Annotated in this window: 24 protein-coding genes and 5 tRNA genes; 17 read left to right on the plus strand and 12 right to left on the minus strand. The window is 42.0% G+C overall.

Annotation, left to right across the window (positions count from 1 at the left end):
* The first annotated feature begins 8 nt into the window (after positions 1-8).
* Positions 9-1,205 (plus strand): electron transfer flavoprotein subunit alpha, encoded by a 1,197-nt coding sequence (locus NXG61_RS02180; RefSeq protein ID WP_307225418.1) that lies wholly within the window; start codon positions 9-11, stop codon positions 1,203-1,205.
* Positions 1,202-2,602, plus strand: a complete 1,401-nt coding sequence (locus NXG61_RS02185; protein ID WP_196604703.1) for an FAD-binding oxidoreductase — start codon at positions 1,202-1,204, stop codon at positions 2,600-2,602. Before NXG61_RS02180 ends, NXG61_RS02185 begins: the two co-directional genes overlap by 4 nt.
* Before the next feature lie 81 nt (positions 2,603-2,683).
* On the opposite strand, the gene NXG61_RS02190 is transcribed toward NXG61_RS02185, so the two are convergent.
* From NXG61_RS02190 to NXG61_RS02235, 10 genes are all read right to left on the minus strand, one after another.
* Complete coding sequence (locus NXG61_RS02190; protein WP_196604418.1) at positions 2,684-3,229, minus strand: beta-class carbonic anhydrase; 546 nt, start codon at positions 3,227-3,229, stop codon at positions 2,684-2,686.
* A 12-nt stretch (positions 3,230-3,241) separates the two neighbouring features.
* The gene (locus tag NXG61_RS02195; protein WP_196604417.1) at positions 3,242-3,715 is read right to left on the minus strand and encodes a YcxB family protein; all 474 of its coding nucleotides are present in this window, start codon (positions 3,713-3,715) and stop codon (positions 3,242-3,244) included.
* Between the two features lie 26 nt (positions 3,716-3,741).
* On the minus strand, positions 3,742-4,236 hold the full coding sequence (locus tag NXG61_RS02200) for a YcxB family protein (RefSeq protein WP_196604416.1): 495 nt from the start codon (positions 4,234-4,236) through the stop codon (positions 3,742-3,744).
* 58 nt (positions 4,237-4,294) lie between these two features.
* Entirely contained in the window at positions 4,295-5,581 is a 1,287-nt protein-coding gene (locus NXG61_RS02205; RefSeq protein WP_307225376.1) for an adenylosuccinate synthase, read from the minus strand.
* Positions 5,582-5,786: 205 nt separating this feature from the next.
* Positions 5,787-7,079: an adenylosuccinate lyase gene (purB, locus tag NXG61_RS02210; RefSeq protein ID WP_196604414.1), complete on the minus strand. Its 1,293-nt coding sequence runs from the start codon at positions 7,077-7,079 to the stop codon at positions 5,787-5,789.
* 116 nt (positions 7,080-7,195) lie between these two features.
* Positions 7,196-7,271: transfer RNA gene (locus NXG61_RS02215), tRNA-Phe, on the minus strand.
* A 48-nt stretch (positions 7,272-7,319) separates the two neighbouring features.
* A tRNA-Asp gene (locus NXG61_RS02220) sits at positions 7,320-7,396 on the minus strand.
* Positions 7,397-7,398: 2 nt separating this feature from the next.
* Positions 7,399-7,474 (minus strand) — tRNA-Val (locus tag NXG61_RS02225).
* 6 nt (positions 7,475-7,480) lie between these two features.
* A tRNA-Glu gene (locus tag NXG61_RS02230) sits at positions 7,481-7,555 on the minus strand.
* Between the two features lie 153 nt (positions 7,556-7,708).
* Positions 7,709-8,917: an LCP family protein gene (locus tag NXG61_RS02235; RefSeq protein WP_307225377.1), complete on the minus strand. Its 1,209-nt coding sequence runs from the start codon at positions 8,915-8,917 to the stop codon at positions 7,709-7,711.
* A gap of 309 nt (positions 8,918-9,226) precedes the next feature.
* Between NXG61_RS02235 and NXG61_RS02240 the strand changes: the two genes are divergently transcribed.
* Positions 9,227-10,492, plus strand: coding sequence for a diaminopimelate decarboxylase family protein (locus NXG61_RS02240; RefSeq protein WP_307225378.1), 1,266 nt, complete (start codon positions 9,227-9,229; stop codon positions 10,490-10,492).
* 4 nt (positions 10,493-10,496) lie between these two features.
* Positions 10,497-11,279 carry an HAD-IIB family hydrolase gene (locus NXG61_RS02245; RefSeq protein WP_307225379.1) on the plus strand — a complete coding sequence of 261 codons (783 nt, stop codon included), beginning with the start codon at positions 10,497-10,499 and terminating at the stop codon, positions 11,277-11,279.
* A gap of 72 nt (positions 11,280-11,351) precedes the next feature.
* On the opposite strand, the gene NXG61_RS02250 is transcribed toward NXG61_RS02245, so the two are convergent.
* A tRNA-Pro gene (locus NXG61_RS02250) sits at positions 11,352-11,428 on the minus strand.
* 158 nt (positions 11,429-11,586) lie between these two features.
* On the opposite strand from NXG61_RS02250, the gene NXG61_RS02255 reads away from it, so the two are divergent.
* The 13 genes from NXG61_RS02255 (at position 11,587) to NXG61_RS02315 (ending at position 24,679) form a co-directional block, all read left to right on the plus strand.
* Positions 11,587-12,345 (plus strand): TSUP family transporter, encoded by a 759-nt coding sequence (locus tag NXG61_RS02255; RefSeq protein ID WP_196604410.1) that lies wholly within the window; start codon positions 11,587-11,589, stop codon positions 12,343-12,345.
* Positions 12,346-12,403: 58 nt separating this feature from the next.
* A complete protein-coding gene (locus NXG61_RS02260; protein ID WP_307225380.1) occupies positions 12,404-13,321 on the plus strand; it encodes an exopolyphosphatase in 918 nt (305 codons plus the stop codon).
* A gap of 24 nt (positions 13,322-13,345) precedes the next feature.
* Entirely contained in the window at positions 13,346-14,692 is a 1,347-nt protein-coding gene (locus NXG61_RS02265) for an amino acid permease (RefSeq protein WP_307225381.1), read from the plus strand.
* A 180-nt stretch (positions 14,693-14,872) separates the two neighbouring features.
* Positions 14,873-15,652 (plus strand): polysaccharide deacetylase family protein, encoded by a 780-nt coding sequence (locus tag NXG61_RS02270; RefSeq protein ID WP_196604408.1) that lies wholly within the window; start codon positions 14,873-14,875, stop codon positions 15,650-15,652.
* A gap of 189 nt (positions 15,653-15,841) precedes the next feature.
* Positions 15,842-18,256, plus strand: coding sequence for a DNA gyrase subunit A (gene gyrA / locus NXG61_RS02275; protein ID WP_307225387.1), 2,415 nt, complete (start codon positions 15,842-15,844; stop codon positions 18,254-18,256).
* Positions 18,257-18,461: 205 nt separating this feature from the next.
* On the plus strand, positions 18,462-19,457 hold the full coding sequence (gene cbiM, locus NXG61_RS02280; RefSeq protein WP_307225382.1) for a cobalt transporter CbiM: 996 nt from the start codon (positions 18,462-18,464) through the stop codon (positions 19,455-19,457).
* A complete protein-coding gene (locus tag NXG61_RS02285; protein ID WP_307225383.1) occupies positions 19,435-20,277 on the plus strand; it encodes an energy-coupling factor transporter transmembrane component T in 843 nt (280 codons plus the stop codon). The genes cbiM and NXG61_RS02285 overlap by 23 nt, the downstream gene beginning before the upstream one ends.
* A complete protein-coding gene (locus tag NXG61_RS02290) occupies positions 20,274-20,948 on the plus strand; it encodes an energy-coupling factor ABC transporter ATP-binding protein (RefSeq protein WP_196604405.1) in 675 nt (224 codons plus the stop codon). The genes NXG61_RS02285 and NXG61_RS02290 overlap by 4 nt, the downstream gene beginning before the upstream one ends.
* Before the next feature lie 50 nt (positions 20,949-20,998).
* On the plus strand, positions 20,999-21,214 hold the full coding sequence (locus NXG61_RS02295) for a hypothetical protein (RefSeq protein ID WP_196604404.1): 216 nt from the start codon (positions 20,999-21,001) through the stop codon (positions 21,212-21,214).
* A 165-nt stretch (positions 21,215-21,379) separates the two neighbouring features.
* Positions 21,380-22,990 carry a DcuS/MalK family sensor histidine kinase gene (gene dcuS / locus NXG61_RS02300; RefSeq protein WP_307225384.1) on the plus strand — a complete coding sequence of 537 codons (1,611 nt, stop codon included), beginning with the start codon at positions 21,380-21,382 and terminating at the stop codon, positions 22,988-22,990.
* Complete coding sequence (locus tag NXG61_RS02305; RefSeq protein ID WP_307225385.1) at positions 22,983-23,693, plus strand: response regulator; 711 nt, start codon at positions 22,983-22,985, stop codon at positions 23,691-23,693. The genes dcuS and NXG61_RS02305 overlap by 8 nt, the downstream gene beginning before the upstream one ends.
* Before the next feature lie 331 nt (positions 23,694-24,024).
* On the plus strand, positions 24,025-24,282 hold the full coding sequence (locus NXG61_RS02310; RefSeq protein ID WP_307225386.1) for a hypothetical protein: 258 nt from the start codon (positions 24,025-24,027) through the stop codon (positions 24,280-24,282).
* 7 nt (positions 24,283-24,289) lie between these two features.
* The gene (locus NXG61_RS02315; protein ID WP_196604400.1) at positions 24,290-24,679 is read left to right on the plus strand and encodes a biotin/lipoyl-containing protein; all 390 of its coding nucleotides are present in this window, start codon (positions 24,290-24,292) and stop codon (positions 24,677-24,679) included.
* Between the two features lie 67 nt (positions 24,680-24,746).
* Here the strand turns inward: NXG61_RS02315 and NXG61_RS02320 are convergent, their stop codons facing one another.
* The gene (locus tag NXG61_RS02320; RefSeq protein ID WP_307225425.1) at positions 24,747-25,775 is read right to left on the minus strand and encodes an IS6 family transposase; all 1,029 of its coding nucleotides are present in this window, start codon (positions 25,773-25,775) and stop codon (positions 24,747-24,749) included.
* Between the last annotated feature and the right edge of the window lie 22 nt (positions 25,776-25,797).

The following is a 25,797-nucleotide window of genomic DNA, read 5'->3' on the forward strand; positions in this document are numbered from 1 at the left end:
GAAAAACCATGGCAAAACTATTGATTCATCAGGAAAAGATAACGGATGCCAAAGCACTGGCAATGATCTGTCCGTTCGGCGCTATGCAGGAAAAAGACGGCCGGCTGAGCATAAATGCAGGCTGCCGCATGTGCAGGCTGTGTGAAAAGAAGGGCCCCAAAGGGGCAATAGAATATGTAGAAGATAAAAAGGCACCGCAGATCGATAAAACAAAATGGCGGGGCATAGCCGTCTACGTGGACCATGTGGACGGATCGATCCATCCCGTAACATATGAATTGCTGGGAAAAGCAAAAGAACTGGCAGGAAAAATAAAACAGCCTGTTTACGCGCTTTTCATAGGAAGCGGTATAAAGCATAAGGCCGAAGAGCTTCTGCACTACGGAGCGGATAAAGTATATATCTGTGATAAACCACAGCTGGAATACTTTAAAATCGAAGCATATACCAGTGTCTTTGAAGAATTCATCACCAAAATAAAACCCGCAGCCATTCTCGTGGGTGCCACACCGGTGGGAAGACAGCTGGCTCCGCGCGTAGCGGCACGTTTCGGCACAGGTCTTACAGCGGACTGCACCATCCTTGACATAAAAGAAAACACCGATCTTGTTCAGATACGTCCGGCCTTCGGCGGCAATATTATGGCCGAGATACTCACCCCGAACACAAGACCGCAGATGGCTACCGTGCGCTATAAGATAATGGACGCTCCCAAATGGAGCGACACGGCAACGGGAACGGTACATGAGCTTGCCATAAGCGACGAAAAACTGAAAAGCCGCATTCAGGTGCTCGGCGTCACCAAAAAACCAAAAGAAAAAACAATAGACGGAGCAGATGTCATTGTCGTTGCCGGACGCGGCATCAAAAAAAAGGACGACCTGAAAATGCTCGAAGAACTGGCCGACCTGCTGGGAGGACAGACAGCCTCCACAAGACCGCTGGTAGAGGCGGGCTGGATGGACCCCAAAAAGCAAATAGGACTCAGCGGACGCACAGTAAGACCAAAACTTATCATTACCTGCGGAGTATCCGGTTCAGTCCAGTTTGTGGCGGGCATGAACCATGCCGACACCATCTTTGCCATAAACAATGACCCTAAAGCTGCCATCTTCAAGACGGCAAACTATGCGGTAAAGGCAGATATTTACGACGTGATCCCCGAGCTGATCCAAAAAATAAAGACAGGGGGAAAAGCACTATGACACCTTATAAACAAATAACCGAAGAAGACCTCCGGAACCTGAGCGAAATAACGGGCAGAGAAAGAATCCTCTGGCAAAAAGAAATCAATGAAGAATACAGCCATGACGAACTGAGTGCGGGACGCCATTATCCGGAACTGGTCATAAAAGCCGCGGCTGCGGAAGAAATATCCAAGATCCTCGCCTACGCAAATAAAAACAACATCCCCGTGACCCCGAGAGGTGCCGGCACAGGACTTGTAGGCGCCGCGGTGGCTGTCGAGCAGGGTATCCTGCTCGACACCACCCTCATGAACCACTTCATAGAACTTGATGAGCAAAACCTCACCCTCACCGTAGAACCGGGAGTACTGCTCATGGAACTTGCCGAATACGTAGAAAAAAGAGGCTATTTCTACCCGCCGGACCCGGGAGAAAAATCAGCAACTATAGGCGGCAACATCAGCACCAATGCCGGAGGAATGCGAGCCGTCAAATTCGGCGTCACCCGCGACTATATCCGCGGCCTTGAAATAGTCCTTGCCGACGGAACAATAATGACACTGGGCGGCAAAACAGTAAAAAACAGCTCCGGCTATGCCTTAAAAGACCTTATAGTAGGCTCGGAAGGAACACTGGCGATCATCACCAAAGCGATCCTGCGGCTTTTGCCCCTGCCCAAAAAAAACGTCAGCCTGCTCGTCCCCTTCCCGACACTTGAACAAGCAATAAGCGCCGTCCCCCCCATCATAAAATCCAAAGCCATCCCCACCGCAATAGAATTCATGGAAAAAGAAGTAATAAAAGACGCCGAAGAATACCTCGGCAGAAAATTCCCGGACAACCAGGCGGACGCCTACCTGCTGCTCAAATTCGACGGAGGCACGATGGAAGAAATAGCCTCCTACTATGACTCTGTGGCACACATCTGCCTTGAACAGGGAGCGACCGACCTGCTCATAGCCGACACCGACGAAAGAGCCGAAGCCATCTGGAAAGCAAGAGGAGCATTCCTTGAAGCAATAAAAAGCTCCACCACAGCCATGGATGAAGTAGACGTAGTAGTACCGCGCAGCAGCGTCAACGACCTCGTCGAATACATCCACCAGCTGCAAAAACAAACAGGCACAAGAATAAAATGCTTCGGGCACGCAGGAGATGGCAACCTGCACGCCTACATCCTCAAAGATGACATGACAGAAGAACAATGGAAAAAAACCCTGGAAATGACAATGGGAAAAATGTACCAGAAAGCCCACAGCCTTAAAGGAAGCGTTTCAGGAGAACACGGCATAGGCTACGCAAAAAAAGAATACCTGAAAAAATCCATGCCGGAAGAAGCCATACAGATCATGAAAGGGATCAAAAAAGCTTTTGATCCGCTCAATATTTTGAATCCCTGCAAGGTTTGTCAGTAAAAAGTATTATAAAAATGCCACCCATGAGTCAGTTTTTGAACCCGACTCATGGGTGGTATTTCGGCACAAAAATATATTTATCTATTCGCTCCCGCCTGCGATGAGATCCAACTTACCAGTCGCCGGATGTATTATAAAACCATGCACCGGTATATCAGCAGGCAAATATTTGCAGTTCCTTATATTATTTACGGAATCTATCACATTCTGCTCAGGACGGCAGAACAAATCTGCCCAATTTTTAAGTGTCGGTTTTATATCTGCGATGATATCTTCGTTTATGCCCCGCTCACGCATATGTTCTGCCATACTTTCAGAAGAAGTTTTTTCCATGCCGCATTCATAGTGACCAATGACAATTATTTCCCGCACCTGCAGTTCATAAACACACACCATCAAACTTTTTATTACGTCATTTAATCCCCTGCCGACGACATTGCCCGCTATTTTTATCATTTTCACATCGCCGCGCTCAATGCCCGCAGCCGACTCCAGTAAATTAACAAGACGTGTATCCATGCAGGTAACTATTGCTGTTTTCCATCTGGGAATTTTATCCAACTTTACAGGATGATTTTTCTGCAGAAAGCTTACATTGGCCCGAATGATTTCGTCAACAATATTCATAAGATAACCTCCCTATTTGCTTTTCACTGACAGCCGCGTCTTGATGAATTCATTGAATTCATCCATTGATCCTTTTGCAAAGCCGGCTTTTTCAATGATAAACGCACCTCTGTTTCTGGTGAAAAATAAATAAAAATACTTATCGCGCTCCACAATTTTATTAAGTGTGTCATAGGTAACTTTCTCACGTTTATTTTCCGTTTCGACAAACATATGATGTTCATAAAAACGGATTTTCAAAAATTTACCGTTTCTTTTCGCCAGGACAAAAGCACTGATATAGCCCGATATGAAATACATTGTTACCATTACGATAATAAACATGCCTACGCGCTCTACCGAACGATTATTGGCATATTCCAGAACACTGATAAGAATAAGCACTGCAATATACAGCCAAAGCTGTCTGTGCAGGTTTATATAATTGACAAAATCACGGCAGAGTGATCTATTAAAATTAGTTTGGGTTATAAATTTTTCATTCATATGTCTAAATCCTATCCGCTAAATTTTTAAATTTTCTCATTTAAAAAAGATAAAAAATCGGGGAAACTTACATCTGTAAAATTAGCTTTCGGCAAAACATACATCACTGCATCAGGCCCTTTTGTAAAAACAAACAGATATTTCTCGTTGTGAGCGTATTTCTTTATCTCACCGTAAGGCAGCTGTATTCGTTTTTCACCGGCTTCAATACCGACCTGCATATCATCAAAAGTCATTTTTATACGCTGTCCGCCGTCTTTTTGGTACATATTCTTACCTATATACCACGGTGCGCATAAAATAACGGCAGTAAGTGCCAACCCGGGAAGAAACCCAGCATTGGCAGTAAATGCGCCGCCGGCAGAATACCCCGCAGCAATAAATATCGGCACTGTCAGTGTCAGAAGTATTCCTATACATAAAAAAAATATAAAAACAGCATTATGCCATACCATATGCTTTGCCGCGGCCATGCAGAGTTCTCTAGTCAAAGTAGATTCAATAATGATTTTGGTTTTCATGTTGAGAAACCTTGTAAAAAACGGCATATGCCAAAAAGCAGCACTGCCGTTTTTATCCTTAAAATATATTTTGGGCACAAACGATAGTCTGATTGCGATTGGGACCGACAGAAACAAAACCGATTTTGACATCTGCTACCTCTGAAATACGTTTCAGATAAACTTTTGCCTGCTCAGGCAGGTCATCGTATTTTTTGATAGACGATGTATCTGTGTTCCAACCCTTGAACGTTTCATATACCGGTTCGACTTTACCGAAAATACGAAGATTAGCCGGCATTTCATCAATTATTTTACCATTGTATTTATAGGCAACACACATTTTTATTTCATCAAAATGATCTAAAATATCAAGACGGGTAATGGCAAGATAATCCAAGCTGCCTATATACCCGGCATATTTGACCACGCAACCGTCAAGCCAGCCGGTACGCCGGGGTCTGCCGGTAACTGTGCCAAACTCATGCCCGACATTACGGATCTGATTGCCGGTTTCATTCAGCTGTTCTGTAGGAAACGGTCCTTCGCCCACACGAGTACAGTAAGCTTTAACCACACCCACTGTCATATCAATCTTCTTTGGGCCAATGCCGGCGCCGACGCAAACACCGCCGGAAATAGGGTGTGAAGCAGTAACGTAAGGATACGTACCGTAATCGATGTCCAGCATAGTCGCCTGCGCACCTTCAAACAGTATTTTCTCGCCGTTCTTCACCGCATTGTTCAAATAAGAAGGTGTGTCAAGTACAAACGGGCGGAGTCGATCCGCATAACCGCGATATTCCGCAAGAATTTTTTCATAATCAAGCGGCGGATGATTATACAGCACTTCAAGTTCTCTGTTTTTTATCTCCAGTATAATTTTCAGCTTTTCAGCAAAAGTTTCATCATCAATAAGATCGCACATACGAATGCCTATGCGTCTGTCACGATCCATGTAGCACGGACCGATACCTCTTTTTGTTGTCCCGATTTTCAGCTGCCCGCGGCTATCTTCTTCAAGTCCGTCCATGAGACGATGATAAGGCATAACGACCTGCGCACGATTAGAGATAAGATAATCGGCAATTTCCACGCCCTCTTTTTTCAATCCGGCAACTTCATTCAAAAGCACTTCCGGATCAAAAACGACACCGTCACCTACGACACATCTTTTTCCTTTATATAAAATACCGGATGGCATCAGACGCAGTTTAAATTCTTTGCCTTCAACACTTACAGTATGTCCGGCGTTGCTGCCGCCCTGATAGCGGACAACAATATCAGCCTGTTCAGCAAGATAATCAACGATTTTTCCTTTTCCTTCATCGCCCCACTGCGTTCCTGTAACAACAACTGTCGACATATAGTATCCCTCTTTCTGTGACGAAAATCGTCACGGTAAATTACATTTAGATGTCAGACCCCAGTCTGTTTTATCCGATGACTAACCCATCTAATACTCCCGCTTCTGCAAGCGGTGAGTAAAGAGCGGCTAACTCCCTGGATAAATTTGGCTACTATTCAGGCGGTGTCAAAACGCCGTCTGAATTAAGTCTCCATTTATCGCATCAAATGCCAAAACGGGCCAATATCATGTCGACATTGCGCAGAAACCACTTATACTCGAAGCAATTATCGACTTCTTCCTTGCTGAGATATTGCATAATATCCGGATCTTTTTCTATATTTGTACGGAAATCTTCGCCTGCCATCCAGCGTTTCATAGCATTGCGCTGTACCCATTTATAGGCATCCTCGCGCAGAACACCTTTGCTTACAATAGCAAGCATAATGCGCTGGCTGTAGATCAGGCCCCCCGTCTTATTCATATTTTCGATCATGGCATCAGGATAGACAAGTAATTTATCGATTATATTTGTAAACTTGCGCAGACAATAATCAACTGTTATCGTGCTGTCCGGCAAGATTACACGTTCAACGGAAGAGTGAGATATATCACGTTCATGCCAAAGCGTGATGTCTTCGAGTGAGGCCAAAGCATTGCCGCGGACAAGACGCGCAAGACCTGATATTCGTTCACAGGTTATTGGATTTCTTTTATGCGGCATAGCGGAAGAACCTTTTTGCCCGGGGCTGAAATATTCCTCAGCTTCACGTATGTCGGTACGCTGCCAGTTGCGCACTTCCGTGGCAAATCTTTCCAGAGAACTCGCTGTTATGGCAAGCATTGTCATATATTCAGCATGGCGGTCACGCTGCACTACCTGCGTAGCCAACGGCACGGGAGTGAGTCCCAATTTTTTACAGACCAATTCTTCAATACGAGGATCTATATTAGAATATGTGCCTACAGCTCCCGACAGCTTGCCGACTGCAACATTTTCGCGTGCGTTTTCTATGCGTTTTAAATCACGGCCAAGCTCCGAATACCAAAGAGCAAACTTCAATCCCAGCGTCATAGGTTCGGCATGTATTCCGTGAGTGCGACCGATACACGGTGTATGACGAAACTCATCGGCCCGGCGCAGCAGAACATCACGCAAGCCCTTGATATCTTTAATGATTATGTCAGCAGATTTTTTCATCATGATGCCGAGAGCAGTATCCTTGACATCACTTGAGGTCAGGCCTTTATGTATATATTTAGAATCATCACCGACGTATTCGGCAACGTTCGTAAGGAATGCAATAATATCATGATTGGTGACTTTTTCGATTTCTTTGACGCGCGGCAGATCAAATTTTGCTTTGGAGCGGATGTTATCGGCAGCTTCCTTCGGAATCTGACCAAGTTCGGCCATAGCTTCACACGCAGCTATTTCTACATCAAGAATAACTTCGAATTCGTGCTGGAGTGTCCATATATTACCCATTTCAGGATTTGTATAACGTTCAATCATCTGGCTGTGTCCTCCTAGACAAAAAAAATATACGGGGGTACTTTTTACCCCCGTATATCATAGCATCGACCAGCTGTCATGTCAATTTAAACTACTGTTCATATATTAAAATTAAATGGTGCCTCAGAGCGGAATCGAACCACTGACACGGGGATTTTCAGTCCCCTGCTCTACCGACTGAGCTACCGAGGCATCAACAGATAAAAAAATAACATGGCATCCCATGTTATTATAAGCAAATGGCGACCCGAAGGGGATTTGAACCCCTGACCTCCGCCGTGACAGGGCGGCATTCTAACCAGCTAAACTACCGGGCCATTGGTGGGCGATAACAGGATCGAACTGCTGACATCTTGCTTGTAAGGCAAGCGCTCTCCCAGCTGAGCTAATCGCCCATATATTGGTGACGCCTATGGGATTCGAACCCATGAACCCGCCGTGAAAGGGCGGTGTCTTAACCGCTTGACGAAGGCGCCACATGCACATGTATGCTTTATTTCTCATTCATGAGCAAAGATATTCTATCATATTTTAAAATTAAATGCAAGCATTCTTTTAATTTTATAGAACACTACATACTTTCTTCCCAATAAATCTCTGATATCTCTCGGCAAAATCCTGAAATAATATTAATTTTTCCCTATTGCCTGATTGCCCCGCGAAGGTGCGGTATTTGCAGGAGCAGACTGGGCTGCCTGACCCTGAGAATTATCCTGCGGTGCAGCAGACGGCTCCTTCAACTCACTTTTAGGTACAGTGGAAGCATCAGGTTTTGTCTTATCGATGCTTTTATCCTTGCCCGACTCCTTATCCGAGACCGGTTTCGATGTTGTAATATGCATGCGTCCTATCGCAGGATCATCTGCGGGAACCTCTCTTGCTGTTGAAGGAATGGCATTTTTATATTCAGCGGCAGCCCTTTCCATAGCAGTACGCATAGATGCCGTCATATCAATACCAAGAGTATCAGACATAGACTGCCGTAATTTGGTAATATCTGGAATCCAATAGCTTATTCCGTCTATATACATAGGTATCCCCGGAACCATATCTGTTTTCAGCCCATTATTATGAGCTTCCTGCAATGAACCAAAAAAGGCCAGAAGCTGCCTGATCGACATATCAGTTTTCACTGTATCAAATACTTCCGCTATTATAGAAGGAATGCGGGGAATAATTGACGGCGACAACACTTTATCCATAACAGCTTTCATAAACTTCTGCTGTCTGCCTATGCGCCCTATATCTCCCTCTTCATCACGATAACGCACATAAGTTACAGCTGTTTTACCGTCCATATGCTGCATGCCGGGATGAAGATTTATGTCGAGACCGCCCTCATCATCCCACGGATCACTGTAAACCATACGCTTTTCTACATCAATATCAACCCCGCCTATGGCATCGATAATTTTTTGAAAACCTTCCATGTTTATTATAATATAATGATCCATGGGAACACCAAGAAACTGTTCTACGGTCTGACGTGTCAGATCATGTCCGCCGTAAGCATACGCGGCATTGATCTTATCCCAGCCATATCCTTTTATTTTTACGCGTGTATCACGCGGAACCGATAAAAGAGCAGCCTGATTTTTTTTGGGATCGATGGTCGCAACCATCAGGGTATCACTTCTACCAACGTCGTCATGGCGTGAATCGACCCCCATTATCATAACCGTAGCTTTGTCTGCCGCTACCAGCATCCCGCTGTCCTGTTTGGTTTTATCCGGTGTACTGTCCCAAAATCCGGCAAATAAGGCTCCGCAGCCGGCAGCAATCAAAAAAACAAACAACAATATTATGACGGGAAAATATTTTCTTTTCTTTTTATGCATAGTAAAGACTCCAATAACCATATAGTATTAATAACATATAAACGCTATTTTATATTATAAATTCTGTTCTCGTTCAGTGCAATCTTTTTATATACAGATTCATTTATGCTATATTCAGGACATGGAAAAATGATTTACAATATGACATTCATTCAGAATTGACATATTTTTTTATACGATGGTATAATTATCAGCATGTTGGTATCCTTCTCTGCGAAGCGGCTGACTGTTTTTAATCCCGGGCGGATAAATTCCTTCTTGAACAGAAGCTTTATCAATCGGAAATAGATTACTTGGAGGAATAACTTAATGTCAAAGAAAATTTTCCCATTGAATGCCGATAAACTTGAAAAAATCATTGAAAAATATCCTACGCCTTTTCATATCTATGATGAAAAAGCTATCAGAGCAAATATGCGGCGATTGTTTAAAGCCTTTTCATGGGCACCGGGATTTCGTGAGTACTACGCCGTTAAGGCAGCACCTAATCCGCGTCTGCTGCAAATATTAGCTGAGGAAGGAGCAGGCGCCGACTGCAGCTCTCTGCCGGAACTTATTCTTTCTGAGAAATCGGGAATAATCGGTGAAAAAATAATGCTCACATCAAATGATACTCCAGCCGATGAATTTCAAAAAGCTATAGCATTGGGCGCTATAATAAATCTGGATGATATCTCACATATCGCATATTTGGAAAAAAATGCAGGATTGCCGGAAATAGTTTCTTTTCGTTATAATCCGGGACCTGTACTTGAAGGCAATGACATAATCGGTAAACCGGAAGAAGCAAAATACGGTTTGACCCGTGAGCAGATATTTGAAGCTTATACTATTATGAAGGAAAAAGGTATAAAACGTTTTGGACTGCATACCATGGTAATATCCAATGAACTTTCCGAAAATGCTTTTTCAGCTACCGCAGAAATGATGTTTACTCTGGCAGTAGAGCTAAAAGAAAAACTCGGTATTTCAATGGAATTTATAAATCTGGGCGGTGGTATCGGTATTCCTTACAAACCCGAAGATAATGAAGTGAATCTGGAAATAATGGGTGAAAACATAAAGAAAATTTATGAAAAAATCATGCTGCCGGCAGGTTTGAATAAAACAGAAATAGCCTTTGAATCCGGAAGAGCCATAACCGGTCCATACGGCTACCTCGTTTCCACTGTGCTGCATGAAAAGAAAACCTACAAGGATTATATAGGTCTTGATGCGTCTATGGCCAATCTGATGCGTCCCGGCATGTATGGCGCATATCATCATATTGTTGTGGCCGGCAAAGAAAATGAACAACCGGTAAATACTTATGATGTGACGGGTTCGCTTTGCGAAAATTGCGATAAATTTGCTGTTGACCGTAAGCTTCCGGAAATTGCTATCGGTGACAAAGTCATTATTTTTGACACGGGAGCGCATGGTCATTCAATGGGTTTCAATTACAACGGTAAATTACGCAGTGCCGAGTTATTACTGAAAGAAGACGGTTCAATAGAACTCATTCGCAGGGCAGAAACCATTGATGATTATTTTGCCACACTCGGCGGATTTGCGGGAAGTATCATGCAGGAGTAAGAAAATGAAGATTGCAGCAAGTGACTTTGATCGTACTTTATTTTTTTCCGAACATTATTCCACCAGCGGCGGTATCGCAGAAACTGATCTTGAATCCATCGACAGATGGCGTGCAGCGGGACACCAATTTGGTATTGTCACAGGCAGAAGCTACAGAATGCTCCAGCATGGTATAAAAGACAGCAGTCTTTCTCTCGATTTTGCAGTCTGCCTCACAGGAGCTACTATTTATAATAAAGACGGCAGCCTGCTTTTTCAGGATGTATTAAATAACGTCAGCAGCAGAGAGCTCATTTCGCTGCCGGTTGTGGGACAAAGCAGGCATATTGCCTGCCTTACGGCATATGGTGAATACATTTATGTGCAATCAGAGCTTTCGTGGTTTAAAATTATAGATGATCTTCCCGAATTTACACAAATTGATCTTTTCACGGCACAATGCCTAAAAGGTATATGTCAGATAAGTTTACAATATGAAAGCGAAGAAAAAGCTGCAGCTGCTGTTAATGAGATAAATAAAATGAACCTGGGTGTGCACGCCTATCGCAATGCTCAGGCAGTGGATATAGTAAACAATTCTGTCAACAAGGCTGTCGGTCTTGACAATCTTCTTGCGGAAAACGGTTGGAGGCAATGGGATGTATTGACCATTGGCGACGGGGCAAATGACCTGCCCATGATAGACATGTTTGCCGGCTTCACCCTCGTTTCTGCCGATGCAGAAATTCAAAAACACGCAGCCAAAGTATACAGTAGCGTCGCCGAGATGCTGTCCGATAATATTTAAAAAACCCTCTTATCTACGAACGATAAGAGGGTAAAAGAAAAGCTGTCATAAAGACAGCTTATTTTCATAAATTGGTCGGAGCAGCAGGATTCGAACCTGCGACCCCCTGGTCCCAAGCCAGGTGCTCTACCAAGCTGAGCCATGCCCCGAACGATAAATATTATATACAATATAAAACGTTTTGTCAAATCTTTTAACAAAAAGACTTTTTTATAAACGATTATTTATTTTTTAACTAAAACACTTTTATTTTCAAAAAGTATTTATTACAATATAAAGAAAAACCATATTGGAGGCCTGTATTTCTTTGGATGATATTACTACAATAATTTTTTTGATCTGCGGCGGTTTTATATCCGGATTCGTGGATTCTATAGCCGGCGGCGGAGGGATAATATCCCTGCCCGTTATTCTTTTGACCGGAATGAATCCTGTGGCGGCATTAGCGACCAATAAAATGGCTGCTGTGATGGGTTCCTTTACCAGTGCGGTGACTTTCATAAGGAACGGAAAAGTTGATATCAGCCTCATAAAATATCTATTTCCCCTGTCATTGGCAGGCTCTCTGGCAGGAGTGCTTGTTGTCCGTCTGATACCGGCGGACTTTCTGCGTCCGCTCGTAGTCATTCTTCTGGTTTTGATCACTATTTACACATTATGCAGAAAAAACTGGGGTCAGTCGGCCACATATCATGGAACGACAAAAAAAATTCTTATAAGCAGTATTTTTGTAGCACTTATAATAGGTTTTTACGATGGATTTTTCGGACCGGGAACAGGATCCTTCCTGATGTTTGCCTTCTTGTGCATGGGACTTGATTTCGTGGGTGCCGCCGCAAATGCCAGAGTTTTAAACTTTGCCAGTAACTTTTCTGCCGTGGTGGCCTTCGCTTATTTGGGACAGATTTATTTTCATTATGCTATACCCATGGGCTTAGCCATGGTGATAGGAGCCTATTGTGGAACAAAAGCGGCATTATCACATGGCGCAGCTTATGTAAAACCGCTTTTTGTTCTAATGACAGTTCTGCTCATTGGCAAGCAAGTTTGGGATTTATTTAAATGAACGTGCAGCATATTTAGTGGCAAATACTGCGTTCGGAAAATTGGAGGGATGAGTGCATATGCTTTACGCAATAATTGATATTGGTTCAAGTACAGTGCGAATGGCTGTATATAACATAAACTATGGAAAAATAGAAATGCTTATGAAAAAAAAGCATACACTTGGTTTGGCAGCATATGTAAAGGATGGCAAATTGCAGCAGTCCGGAATAGATAAGCTCTGCAATATTTTAAATGAATTCAGGGACTTTCTGAACGATTTCAGGATAGAAAATGTATCAGCCTTCACTACCGCAGCTGTTCGTAATGCAAAAAACAGCAGTGCTGTCATCGATGAATTGCAAAGCCGTACGCATATTCCTGTACGAATAATAACAGGCGATGAAGAAGCGGAATTTGATTTCATCGGCGTAATGCGCGAGATCAGCGCCAAAACAGGGATCATTATTGATGCAGGCGGCGCCAGCACGGAAGTGATCTACTATAAAAACTCAGCCATTGAAAAAAAGACCAGTATCCCTTTGGGCGCTCTTTTGCTGCACACAAAATATGTAGAAGATTTTCTTCCGAGCAGTGACGAAATAAGCGATATGCAGAAAGAAACGATAGCGGCCTTACTCCCGCTGAAAGATTTCACCGGCATCAAGATAACAAATATATGCGGTATAGGCGGTACAGCAAAAAGCATGCGTCTTTTATACAACAATATATTTACTCTTCCCGATGCTAACGCATGCATGGAGGTAAAAAACTTCGATGAGATTATAAATCGTTACACGCGCGATCAGCAAATGACGCAAGAACATATAGTCACTTTGCTCAAGACAGCTCCTGATCGGCTGCAGACAATAATCCCAGGCATAGTTTTGATCAATACTGTCTGCCATCATTTTGGGGCTGATCACTTTATTTACAGCGATACCGGCATGCGTGAAGGGTTTATTTATGACCAAATCATCAATAAAAATAAACTATGACATACCTGAGGGAGATTTTACAGTTTGGAAAAAAATAAAAATTTGCAGCGCAGTCTAAAAGATCGCCATATCCAAATGATAGCGCTTGGCTGTGCCATCGGTACAGGTCTGTTTTATGGATCTGCCAGTACAATTCAGCTGGTAGGTCCCGCTGTCATGCTCTCATATTTGATAGGCGGTGTATTCATCTATTTAGTTGTCAGAGCCTTGGGTGAAATGTCAGTCCACAATCCTGTTTCAGGTTCATTCAGTGCATATGCTTATGATTATTGGGGAGAATTTCCCGGCTTCCTGTCAGGATGGAACTACTGGTTCAATTATGTGGCGGTATCTATGGTTGAAGTATCCGTTGTCGGCATTTATATGCAATATTGGTTTCCTGATCTGCCGGCTTGGATTGCGGGACTGGCCTTGTTCCTTCTTGTAAATGCCATAAATCTCATGGATGTCCGCTCATTCGGTGAAATAGAATTTTGGGGAGCTTTGATAAAAGTAACTGCTATCTTACTTATGATAATCTTTGGACTGCTTATGATTTTCGTCGGTATAGGCGCTTCTGCTCCTGTGGGTCTGGATAATCTGCTTAATAACGGCGGTTTTTTCCCTAAAGGGATCATCGGAATGATGTTGTCCTTTGTCGTGGTGACTTTTTCCTTTGGCGGAACCGAGCTTATAGGAATAACGGCAGGTGAAGCAGAAAATCCGAAAGAAACTATACCTAAAGCGATAAATCTGATCATCGGGCGAATTCTTTTGTTTTACGTAGGCTCAATGTTCGTACTTGTCACCTTGTATCCCTGGGACAAAGTCGGCATGAATGGCAACCCGTTTGTCCAAATCTTTTCGGCCATAGGCTTTCCGTCTGCAGCATCTGTATTGAATATCATTGTTTTGACCGGGGTATTTTCCGCCTATAACAGCTGCCTGTACAGTAACGCACGTATGCTTCACGGGCTTGCCTTGCAGCATAATGCACCGTCGTTTCTGGGAAAGCTTTCCAAAAACGGTGTTCCCCGAGCGGCTGTTCTCTTCTCTTCTTTTTTTGTCGGCATTGTTGTCATAATCACTTATGCCGCGCCAAAGGAAGTTTTTAATTACGTGATGTCCATTGCAACTACTGCTGCTTTGATGAATTGGATAATGATTTTGTATACACAGATAAAATTTCGGCAGAAAATAGGATCTGACGCCAAAAATTTATCATATAAGATGCCCTGGTGTCCCATATTAAACTATATCGGCATAATTTATTTTCTGTCCATCGGTGTAACCATGGCAATAATGCCTGACTATCGATCAGCCATTTATTTATGTCCTATATGGATATTGATCATTTACACTGGCTACAGATTGAAAAAGACCAGAAGTTGAGCTTCTGGTCTTTTTCATCCGGACCCGCATCACAATATAGTACCTCAGTCCATATTCTCTGAAATAAACACAAAATTCAAGTATGCCTGTTTTACCGAAAAATTTTTATCTGTCATAAAAATTTCATATTATGCATGTATTCTGTAACTATACTTTATAATGAGGAGAATTTAGTATCAGATGCTGAAAAACAAAAAAATATATATAGCACTGCTTTTTCTTTTGATATGCGGAGCTTTCGCCGTCAAAATAATTAATAAAAGAGAAATTCCCGTATTGAATTATCATGAAATAGATGACGACAAGCATACAGCACTGGCTTTAAGCACCTATGAATTCAAGGCCCAGATGAGATATCTCAAGGATAATAATTACAATGCGATCACGCTTGATCAACTGCTTGATTATATGCAGGAAGGGAAACCACTTCCTGAAAAACCTGTAGTAATCACCCTTGATGATGGTTATGAGGACAATTATACGAACGCATATCCCATATTAAAACAATATGGTCTCACCGCTACCATTTTTTTAATTTCTCATTATATCAATTGGCCGAATTATCTTACATGGAAAGAAATTGACACGATGAAAGATAATGATATCGTGTTTGAGGGCCATACATATGACCATCCGAATCTGAGCCAGATAAAAGACGATAATGAATTGAAAAAGCAGCTGCTGGATTCCAAAATCGCTTTGCAGGAACATTTGGGATACCAAATAAAATATCTTGCATATCCATGCGGAGACTACAATCAGCATGTGATTTCGCAGGTTAAAAAATACGGCTATCGTGCTGCCTTTACAGTCAATCTGGGTGATGATGCCGCAAATGACAACTTATATACTTTAAACAGAGTACCTATTTTTCAAATGTATCGGCACACGTTTTTCAAATTTTGGCTTAATCTGCATTTTCCTTATCTGATGCGAATGATACAACAGGCGCGCAGTTAATAAATCACGGAATTGGACTTTTAAACCGAAAAATGTTAATATATAGCTATATATCTATGCTTTCAGGCGGTTTTATGCCGCTTATTATATATTTGAGGTGAGAAAGTGGCAGACGATTTTGATAAAAAGGACGATGCTCAAAATTCCGGGCAGAACGGTTCGTGGAAGCTTGGCAATTTAGGCAAGGTCGTGCCGGTCAAGCTGGAAGAGGAAATGAAGAATTCTTATATTGATTACGCAATGAGCGTCATTGTTATGAGAGCTCTGCCGGATGTCCGCGACGGGCTGAAACCTGTGCATCGCCGTATACTGTATGCAATGCAGGAAGCAGGAATGGCATCGAACAAGCCATATAAAAAATCAGCACGTATCGTCGGGGAAGTTTTAGGTAAGTATCATCCTCACGGGGATACTTCCGTATATGACACTATAGTGCGTATGGCACAAAGCTTCTCTTACCGTCATATGCTTGCCGATGGTCACGGAAATTTTGGTTCTGTCGACGGTGACTCGGCCGCGGCAATGCGTTATACAGAAGTGCGTATGTCCAAGATTGCGGAAATAATGCTTTCCGACATAGATAAAGACACTGTGGAATTTATGCCTAACTATGATGAATCTTTAAAGGAACCGACTGTGTTGCCGGCAAAAATGCCGAATCTTCTGGTCAACGGTTCTGCAGGCATAGCGGTAGGTATGGCAACAAATATTCCGCCGCATAATCTGGGCGAAGTTATTGACGGCATTTTGATGATGATCGATAATCCTGAAGTCACGATAGCCGAATTAATGACAGCCATAAAAGGACCCGACTTCCCGACCGGGGGGCTTATTATGGGCAGGGAAGGTATTCTTTCGGCATATACTACCGGCCGTGGTGCTGTGAAAATGAGAGCCTGTGCACACGTAGAAGAAAAAGCAAACGGCAGATCGCGCATTGTCGTTACTGAACTGCCTTATCAGGTAAATAAAGCCCGTTTAGTGGAAAAAATAGCACAGCTTGTCCGTGACAAGACTATTGAAGGTATTACCGGGCTGAATGATGAATCTGACCGCAAAGGCATGAGTGTCGTGATAGATTTGCGCAGAGATGTCAATCCTGATGTTATTTTAAATCAACTCTACCAGCATACTCAGCTGCAGGACACTTTTGGCGTGATCATGCTTGCCTTAGTTGACGGGCAGCCGCGAATTCTGACACTGCCGCAAATGCTCAGTTATTATATCAAGCATCAGGAAGATGTCGTAACACGCCGCACCAGATATGACCTTGACAAAGCCAAGGCACGCGCACATATTCTGGAAGGACTCACCATTGCTCTTGAAAATCTGGATGCAGTCATTGCCGCAATCAGAGGTTCACGCACAGCAGACATCGCCAAAGAGGCTTTGACTACAGGCTACGGGCTGACTGACAAACAGGCTCAGGCAATTTTAGATCTGCGTCTGCAGCGTTTAACGGGCTTGGAACAGGAAAAAATTGAAAGTGAATACCAACAAGTTTTACAGACAATCAAGGATCTGGCAGATATTCTGACTGATGAAAAAAGGATACTTGAAATAATAAAAGAAGAACTTACGGAAGTAAAAAGAAAATTCAATGATGACAGACGTACACAGATAACGCAGGATACATCTGCGCTCAATATAGCAGATCTGATCGATGAAGAAGACATCGTAGTGACAATGACGCACAACAACTATGTAAAACGCCAGCCGGTCGGTGTTTACAGAAGTCAAAAGCGCGGCGGGCGCGGTATCACCGGAATGGGTACTAAAGAAGAAGACTTTGTGGAAAATATGATAATTACCACCACCCATAAAACAATTCTTTTCTTCACAAATCGCGGACGCGTCTATCAGCTGATCGGCTACGAGATCCCCGAATCGGGCCGTACGGCAAAAGGAACCGCCGTCATTAATCTTCTGCCTGTGGAACCTGGTGAAAAAATTACTGCCGTAATCCCGATCGACAAATTTGACGACAGCAAGTACCTTTTCATGACCACCAAAAAAGGTGTAGTGAAAAAAACCGCTTTGCATGAATACGATACCGCACGCAAAAAGACAGGCCTTATCGCACTGTCACTTGATGACGATGATGATCTGATTGCTGTAAAGCTCACCGATGGTGACAGACAGGTGATCATCGGCACAAAGAAAGGTCTGGCAATCTCTTTTAAGGAAAGTGATGTACGCTCAATGGGCCGCAACACAAGAGGTGTCAGAGGGATTTTACTACGTAACGGAGATGCTGTGGTCGGCATGGATAACCTGCACAGCGGCTTGACTGTACTCACCGCAACACAAAATGGTTTTGGCAAGCGCACTTCTGTCGACGAATACCGCAGTCAGACACGTGGCGGCAAGGGTATAATAAATATCAAAGTCACACCGAAAACCGGTGAAGTAGTCGGTATAAAAGTTGTCAGCGAAGATCAGGAATTTATGCTTATCACTACTGATGGTATTGTAATCCGATCCGACATCAGCGGCATTTCCATTATCAGCCGCAACACCCAAGGTGTAAAGCTTATGAAAACGGAAATAAATGACATTGTCGCCGCTATGGCCGTCTTTGACCGCGACGATACCGAAGAATAAATTTCCAAAAATCAACTGCATAGTATTTATGGTCATTTTAAATATATTTTCTGATGTTAGCATATATCTCTATCCCCTATCCCCCCACCATATGATATGGTGAAAGCTTTCAATAAAAAAGCCTGCCGTTGCATCCCCTGGGGCAGGCTTTTTTATTGCGCGGCATGATGTTATAATGGACAAATTATAACAAGGGGGGCATTTTATGCATATTCCAGATAATTATTTGAGTCCGTCAACCTGCGCTGTGTTTGCGGCAGCAATGGTTCCCGTTTGGTATTATTCATTAAAAAAAATAAAAGAAGATCTGCCCAAAGACAAAATTCCGCTCATCGGTGTGGGCGCAGCCTTTTCTTTTCTGCTGATGATGTTTAATCTTCCTATTCCCGGAGGTACTACTGCCCATGCTGTCGGCGGAACACTTATAGCCGTTTTGCTGGGCCCTTATACCGCCTGTATAGCCATAAGTGTGGCCTTGCTTATACAGGCAGTTATTTTCGGCGACGGCGGTATTTTAGCATTTGGTGCAAATTCTTTTAATATGGCATTTGTCTTACCGTTCACCGGTTATTATATATTCAGGCTCATAAAGAAAATATGGCCATCGCCGTTTGGCAAAAAAGCAGCCATATTTATCGGGGCATATACCGGCATTAACATGGCTGCCTTTATCGCTGCTATTGAATTTGGCCTGCAGCCCTTACTTTTTGCTGACAGTATGGGACATGCGTTATATTCACCATACCCCCTGTCAGTTGCAATACCGGCTATGGTGCTCCCGCATATTCTGATCGCGGGAATAGCGGAGGCTGTTTTTACCATAGCTATTTACGAATTTATTCTCAAGGTATCGCCGGGCATGGTCTACAGTGATCAAAAAACGAAACTTAACCCTGTTTTTGCTCTTATAGTGACCCTTATCGTACTTTCACCGCTTGGCCTTCTGGCAGACGGCACGGCATGGGGAGAATGGGGCGCCGATGAAATAGCCGCCGATACCTCTTTTGGTACAACATTAGGCTATATTCCGGATAAGATGATCAACGGTTTTAATTATGAAGCATTTTTCCCTGATTATACCGTAACCGGGATGCCGGATCTTGCCGGTTATATATTGTCAGCTGTCATTGGATCAGCCGCACTGATAATAATATTCAAGCTTTTGGGAAATATAAAGGGTGGAGCAAATAAAACAGCATAAATTTTTACTGCCGGAAAAAAATAACAAACTCCCGGTATGGCTCACGCAAAACGATAATTATAACCCCTGCCGGGATCGGGACCATTTTATAGACAAGACGCTGTTAGCATTGACAGGTAAGCTTACTTTGCTGAAAAATCAACCAGCTATGGCAACGGACAGCTTTTTCAGCGCATCATTCAAGCTGATCTGCACCATCCTCTTGATATTGTTAATTTCACTGTCACACCGCTTCATGTTCCCGCTTATAGTCCTGGCCGTCTTTTTAACATATCTTGCCTGCCTGGACAGCAGACGTATCTCGTCAATTTTGAAACCAGTTTCAGCGGCAATGTTTTTTTCATTATGCATTGTATTGCCGGCATTTATCAGCGGACAGCAAAATACGCTCATGCTGCCGCTGAAAGTTTTCCTGACAACTATGTCCGCCGCTTTTTTAGCTCAGAGAACGGCCTTTTCAGCACTGACAAAAGCATTAGGCGGGTTGCATGTTCCGGGCTTATTTATAATGGTGCTTGATCTTACTTTAAAATATATTATTTTATTAGGAAATACAGCTGCTGATCTGCTTATTGCGCTCAGACTGCGTTCAATAGGAAAAAATGACCGAAAATATAAAAGCATGGGCAGTATAATGGGAATGGTCTTTTTAAAAGCCAATGAATATTCTATAGATACGCATAACGCTATGCTGTGCAGATGCTTTACAGGTGATTATCATGTATCGCAGAAGCATCGGCTGGAATCGCGGTATTTTATTTATATGGCAATTATATTGACAATGATCGTTGTGTTTTTATATGCAGAGGAGTATTTATGAATACGCTGGTGGAACTATCTTCAGTCAGTTATAAATATGATAATATCATAGCACTTGAAAATATCTCGCTCACAATAAAAGAGGGAGAATTGATCTTGCTGACGGGACCCAACGGCTGCGGCAAATCAACGTTATTTAAGCTGCTCAATGGACTTGTTTTTCCTTCTTCCGGAAAATATTTTTTTGCGGGTCAGGAAATTACCCCAAAATTACTAAAAGATAATTTGTCCGCCAAAAAATTTCATCAGCAAATAGGGTACGTATTTCAAAATCCTGATTTGCAGCTTTTTAACCCTACTGTTTACGATGAAATAGCTTTCGGTCCGAGACAGATGCAATTTGACGAAGACAAGATCAGGGAAAGAACTGACTCACTGCTTTGTTTTTTACATATAGAACATTTGCGCGACAGAGTACCTTATCATCTTAGCGGCGGTGAGAAGAAAAAAGTTTCCATTGCCGCTGTTTTAGCTCTTAATCCAGATATCATAATGATGGATGAACCGCTGAATGGTCTTGATAAAAAAGCGAGAAAATGGGTAGAGAACTTTATAATTGATTTTTCAGCAGCCGGAAAAACAATGCTCATAGCCAGTCATGAAGAAGAAATATTCACTATGCAAAATCGCAGAACAGTACAGCTTGACGAAAATCATCAATTAGTTTTATAATATATTTTCAGGTTACAGAAAAATATATCATATGAAGGGAACGTGAAAGCATGGAAAGAGTTTTAAAATATGCGGCGGTTCAGCCGCATCCGGGGTTTATTCCGGAAAAAGCTCGGCGCATTCAGCAAAGAGCTGAAGAGCTGCTTAATATGCAGACATTTTCCTGCACAGCAAGTGAGCTGCATCCCGCAAAACCGGCATTGGCCTATTCTGATACGGGAAAACTGCAAAAATTTATAACCTGGTATAAAAATAGAAATAGCTGAATCTAAAATTCCCCCCTACAGATTTTTTTAGGGGGATTTTTTTTATTTAAGGATTTAATATTAAATGATAAACACTCAGAAACAGTATATGTTTATTTTGATAGGAAATTATTTGTAAATATAGAATATTAATATAATAAAAAATCATGAGAGGGAGCATATAATATGCGGAAGAGAAAAAGCCTCATGAGCCTGCAAATGACAATAGCTGTTTTCGCCTGCATGATAGTAGCGGCCGCGCTGATGTTTACTGATCTCATGATCGGTAATAATTTATCTGAGCGGGCAGAAAATGACGCCAAAGAGGAATCTCTGGAAATAGCCCGTGTCGTGGCCAATACACCACTGATAATTGCTGCACTAAATGGCAGCGAAGATCAAAATGACATTCAGCCATTCATTGAAAAAATTTTGCAGGTAAGCAATGTACGCTTTATCACAGTGCTCGATATGCACCGCATCAGAAAATCACATCCCAACAGAGAAATGATAAATACCTATTATGAGGAAAATGATATAGCTCCATCATTAGAAGGAAAAGAAACTGTTTCTGTCAATAAGGGGTCTCTGGGCACTTCTTTACGGGTATTTGTTCCTGTATTTACTGCTGATCAGCGGCAGGTAGGCGCAGTAATGGTAGGGATAATGATCGAGCATGTGCAAGAAGAGATCGCAAACAGCAGAGCCGGTATTTATGCGGGAGTGGGCGTCGGTATGTTGGTCGGGATACTTGGTTCTCTGGTTCTAGCCAGAAAAATCAAGAAAATTTTGTTTGGGTTGGAGCCTGAAGAGATCGCAAAACTATATGAAGAACGCAGTGCAATGCTCCATTCGGTGAGGGAAGGCATCTTAGCGGTTGATAAAGATTCATATGTAACAATGGTAAATGATGAAGCACTGAGACTGTTTGGTCAAGCCGGTATTTACGGTGAACCAGAAGGCTTAAAGGTAGATGAATATATTCCGAATACAAGGCTGCAGAATGTTCTCGATACGGGAAATGCCGAATTGGATCAGGAACAAGATATCAACGGCATTATCATTTTGACCAATCGTGTACCGGTAATAGTAAACAATCAAATTGTCGGCGCTATCGCTACCTTTCGCGATAAAACAGAAATGAAAAATATGGCTGAAAAGATAATAGGTGTCAGTATTTATGCTGAAGCACTCCGGGCACAAACACATGAATTCATGAATAAACTGCATGTCATTCAGGGAATGGTATGTATGAAATATTATGATCAATTGAGCCATTATATAAATGAGGTAGCAAAAAATTATCAGTCTGAAGTCGGTGCGGTTATCCGCAAAATAAGAGATCCTGTATTGGCTGGCTTTATCTTTGGCAAGCTCAGTATGGCAAGAGCAGCCGGAGTAACAATGACGATCAAGCAGGACAGCTTTTTACCGGAGGCCGCCGAAGATGAAGCAGTTCATGAATTGATCACGATTATAGGCAACCTATTGAATAACGCTTTGGAAGCATTGAAGGATTCTTCCATAAAGGAAATAAAGCTGGGAATTTTTTGGGAAAATGATATTTTGACCGTAGAAATCAATGATACAGGACCCGGAATAGAAAAGGAAAGACAGGCAGACATATTTTTACGAGGTTATTCCACAAAAGGCCTTGAAAGAGGTATGGGGCTTTTTTTGGTAAAACAGAATCTGGAACGATTGGGCGGACAGATAGCGGTAATTTCTGAAAAAGGAAACGGTACATTATTCCGTGTGATCGTTCCTTACTGGAGCAAGGAGGAAAATTTTGATTAAAGTTATGATAGTGGAAGATGACCCTATGGTCGCGGAAATCAATCGCCGTTATGTGGAAATGGTCGGCGGATTCAGCGTGATGGCGATAGCTCATTGCTCAGATGAAGCATTTTCCTTATTGCGGAAAGATGAATTTGATCTTATTCTGCTTGATATTTTTATGCCTGGAATGAATGGCATTGAATTGTTAATGCGCCTGAGACGAATAGGCAAAGGTGCTGATGTTATTATTATTTCTGCGGCATGTGACAGACAGAACATAAAAAAAGCTCTTCAATTCGGGGCTGTGGATTATATAATAAAACCTTTTGAATTTGAAAGATTGAATACAGCACTTTTAGCATACAAGGGATTAGCAGGATTAATGGACGGCCAGGATCACCTCAGTCAGGCTGAATTGGACAAATGTATATTACGCAAAAAGGAACCTGTGTCAGCGCATTTGCCGAAGGGGATTGATAAGAATACATTGAAAAAAGTGTGCGATCAGATAAATACATTGGATCAAAAACTTTTTTCCACAGAAGAAATGGCCGGGTACATAGGCATTTCCAGAGTGTCCATGAGAAAATATTTAGAATTTCTCAGACAAAAAAACTTCTTGAAGCTGGAATTGATCTACGGAGCGGTGGGCAGACCCGTATACAAATACCGCTGTAATAGTGCTGAAAGCAAAATCATCAGGCAATACCTGGATCAATAGGTAATTGACCGGCAGCGACCAAACATATTTATCCGATGATTTAGTCGCTCTACTACTATTCAGGCGGCGTCAAAATGCCATCTGAATTAAGTCTCCATTTATATCTGAAAATGCTTTCTTAAAGCTGTTTCCCATAAGCTGGATTTTATCTTAACTTATGGGGAACAGCTTATTTATGTTCGATCTTATTGATTCATTCTTTAGATTACTTTAGTTACATAACCTTTTTTAAAATTACATAAACTGGATATTTACATGATTATTCCGTATTATATCATTAATCAAATAATTATACAGCTGTACTTCTTTATTCCAGCAGGGAGGTGTGAAAATGGGATTATTTTCATTTCTTTTTGGCTTTAAAAAACCAAAAAAAACAGAAAGATTTTTTAAACCAGAGGACTCTGTACCAGTGAACAGAATATCTCCGAATGTTGTAGCTGCCATCACTGCGGTCATTTATACAGTGATGAGGGAAAGAAACCCTAACGGATATTTTAAAATCACACATATCAGCAAAATATGGACTGCAGCAGGTCGGGAAAATCTTGCAAACTCCGGTGATTTATCGGCAAAAAAGAAAAGGTGATTTATTTATGGATGATATATATCTAAAAATCACTGTAAACGGTCTGCCCTATGCCGTAAAAATCGAAGAAATGGTTTATGGAAAAAATACCGTTAAAAAAGATATTCCCCCAAAAAAGGAGGTTATATATTCAGAAAAAAAACCTGTACCGGTAAAAGCCAGTGACACAATCATCAAAGCATGTGTCCAGGGCATATTGATCTCGATAATGAAAAGGGAAGGAGATAATGTGCGAGAGGGAGATTTGCTGCTGACAATTAAAACTATGAAAGAGAGAAAAGAAATTGCTGTTCCTGTTGACGGACGAATAAAAATGATCACCGGCAGTATCGGCGATAAGATAATTTGGCATCAGGTATTGGCAATAATAGGTACTGAAGAGGAAGAGTATTTATAGAGAAAAGGCTTTGTTAAGTAAAAATGAAAAGATAGCTAATGTTTCTGTAGAAAAGCACTAAATTTTATCAACTTGCTAAAGAAAACAAGTTTTTCATATTGGGATTATAGTTAGCTCCGGCAACTTGAGCAGGAGTTAAATGATTAAGACCAGTATGAGGGCGCATGAAGTTGAAAAAGAAGACAAAAACAGAAATAGTAGCATTAGCAGAGTGAAAAGAATGAAAGCCACGTTTGGTTTTATACCAAGCCTTGAAACGGTTGTTAAAAGCTTCGATAAGATTGTTGCTAATATCGTCCTTAAAGCTCTCGACACGAATGTGTTTAGCATGAGGAAAGTAGCACTTAGTAGGAATCTTGTAGGCACTATAGCGATCGCTAACAATGGCATTGGGATTACCTAAAGGGGAAACATGCTGAAATAAAGCATGTGCCTGAGGAGAAGAACGATGTGGTGAAAGATGAAAACCAAGAACAAAGCGGGTTTCACTATCGATGATGAACCAGATGTAGTATTTCTTTCCAGCAATTTTAACCACTGTTTCGTCAGCATGCCATTCATCAGAATTGAAATTCATAGAAGGTATGAGCTTTAAAGAAATATTATCAAAAAGCGGAGCGAATTTTTTGCACCACTCAGCAACACTAACATGAGAAAGCTTGATGCTGTAGAGCTGATAAAGCATGAGAGAAATGTTACGAGTAGAGCTTTTGCCTATGAAAAAAAGAGTTAAAACAGTGATGATTAAATGAACTGGATGACGCATGCGTGATAAATTGGATTTACCAAAAAGTTTAGAAACAGAAGGTGGCAAAGTAGCAGTTGATTTTGGTTGAAAAAATGAATGATTACATTTTTTATCAGAGCAACGAAAGTTAGAATAATCACGATAATCGTGATGCAAGAAAGACGATTTTCCACACATAGGGCAAGGAGGATACTTTTTACCTCTGACACTGGGGAGAGCATCTGGTGCAAATTGATGTTTACAAGCAAGGCAGCGATATTTTTGATTACCGAATTTATCTTTGCCAAACTTATGGAAATGGTGATTATTGTTGCATTTAGGGCATACAATCGGTATAATTTTCTGCATGAGGCATCGTCCTTTCGATTGG

Source organism: Pectinatus haikarae (assembly GCF_050916305.1).
Lineage (GTDB): Bacteria > Bacillota > Negativicutes > Selenomonadales > Selenomonadaceae > Pectinatus > Pectinatus haikarae.

Excerpts from the sequence above, each read along its gene's own strand:
- NXG61_RS02180 (WP_307225418.1), top strand. The coding sequence starts at position 9 with ATGGCAAAACTATTGATTCATCAGGAAAAGATAACGGATGCCAAAGCA.
- NXG61_RS02185 (WP_196604703.1), top strand. The coding sequence starts at position 1,202 with ATGACACCTTATAAACAAATAACCGAAGAAGACCTCCGGAACCTGAGC.
- NXG61_RS02190 (WP_196604418.1), bottom strand. The coding sequence starts at position 3,229 with ATGAATATTGTTGACGAAATCATTCGGGCCAATGTAAGCTTTCTGCAG.
- NXG61_RS02195 (WP_196604417.1), bottom strand. The coding sequence starts at position 3,715 with ATGAATGAAAAATTTATAACCCAAACTAATTTTAATAGATCACTCTGC.
- NXG61_RS02200 (WP_196604416.1), bottom strand. The coding sequence starts at position 4,236 with ATGAAAACCAAAATCATTATTGAATCTACTTTGACTAGAGAACTCTGC.
- NXG61_RS02205 (WP_307225376.1), bottom strand. The coding sequence starts at position 5,581 with ATGTCGACAGTTGTTGTTACAGGAACGCAGTGGGGCGATGAAGGAAAA.
- purB (WP_196604414.1), bottom strand. The coding sequence starts at position 7,079 with ATGATTGAACGTTATACAAATCCTGAAATGGGTAATATATGGACACTC.
- NXG61_RS02235 (WP_307225377.1), bottom strand. The coding sequence starts at position 8,917 with ATGCATAAAAAGAAAAGAAAATATTTTCCCGTCATAATATTGTTGTTT.
- NXG61_RS02240 (WP_307225378.1), top strand. The coding sequence starts at position 9,227 with ATGTCAAAGAAAATTTTCCCATTGAATGCCGATAAACTTGAAAAAATC.
- NXG61_RS02245 (WP_307225379.1), top strand. The coding sequence starts at position 10,497 with ATGAAGATTGCAGCAAGTGACTTTGATCGTACTTTATTTTTTTCCGAA.
- NXG61_RS02260 (WP_307225380.1), top strand. The coding sequence starts at position 12,404 with ATGCTTTACGCAATAATTGATATTGGTTCAAGTACAGTGCGAATGGCT.
- NXG61_RS02270 (WP_196604408.1), top strand. The coding sequence starts at position 14,873 with ATGCTGAAAAACAAAAAAATATATATAGCACTGCTTTTTCTTTTGATA.
- cbiM (WP_307225382.1), top strand. The coding sequence starts at position 18,462 with ATGCATATTCCAGATAATTATTTGAGTCCGTCAACCTGCGCTGTGTTT.
- NXG61_RS02290 (WP_196604405.1), top strand. The coding sequence starts at position 20,274 with ATGAATACGCTGGTGGAACTATCTTCAGTCAGTTATAAATATGATAAT.
- NXG61_RS02295 (WP_196604404.1), top strand. The coding sequence starts at position 20,999 with ATGGAAAGAGTTTTAAAATATGCGGCGGTTCAGCCGCATCCGGGGTTT.
- dcuS (WP_307225384.1), top strand. The coding sequence starts at position 21,380 with ATGCGGAAGAGAAAAAGCCTCATGAGCCTGCAAATGACAATAGCTGTT.
- NXG61_RS02310 (WP_307225386.1), top strand. The coding sequence starts at position 24,025 with ATGGGATTATTTTCATTTCTTTTTGGCTTTAAAAAACCAAAAAAAACA.
- NXG61_RS02315 (WP_196604400.1), top strand. The coding sequence starts at position 24,290 with ATGGATGATATATATCTAAAAATCACTGTAAACGGTCTGCCCTATGCC.
- NXG61_RS02320 (WP_307225425.1), bottom strand. The coding sequence starts at position 25,775 with ATGCAGAAAATTATACCGATTGTATGCCCTAAATGCAACAATAATCAC.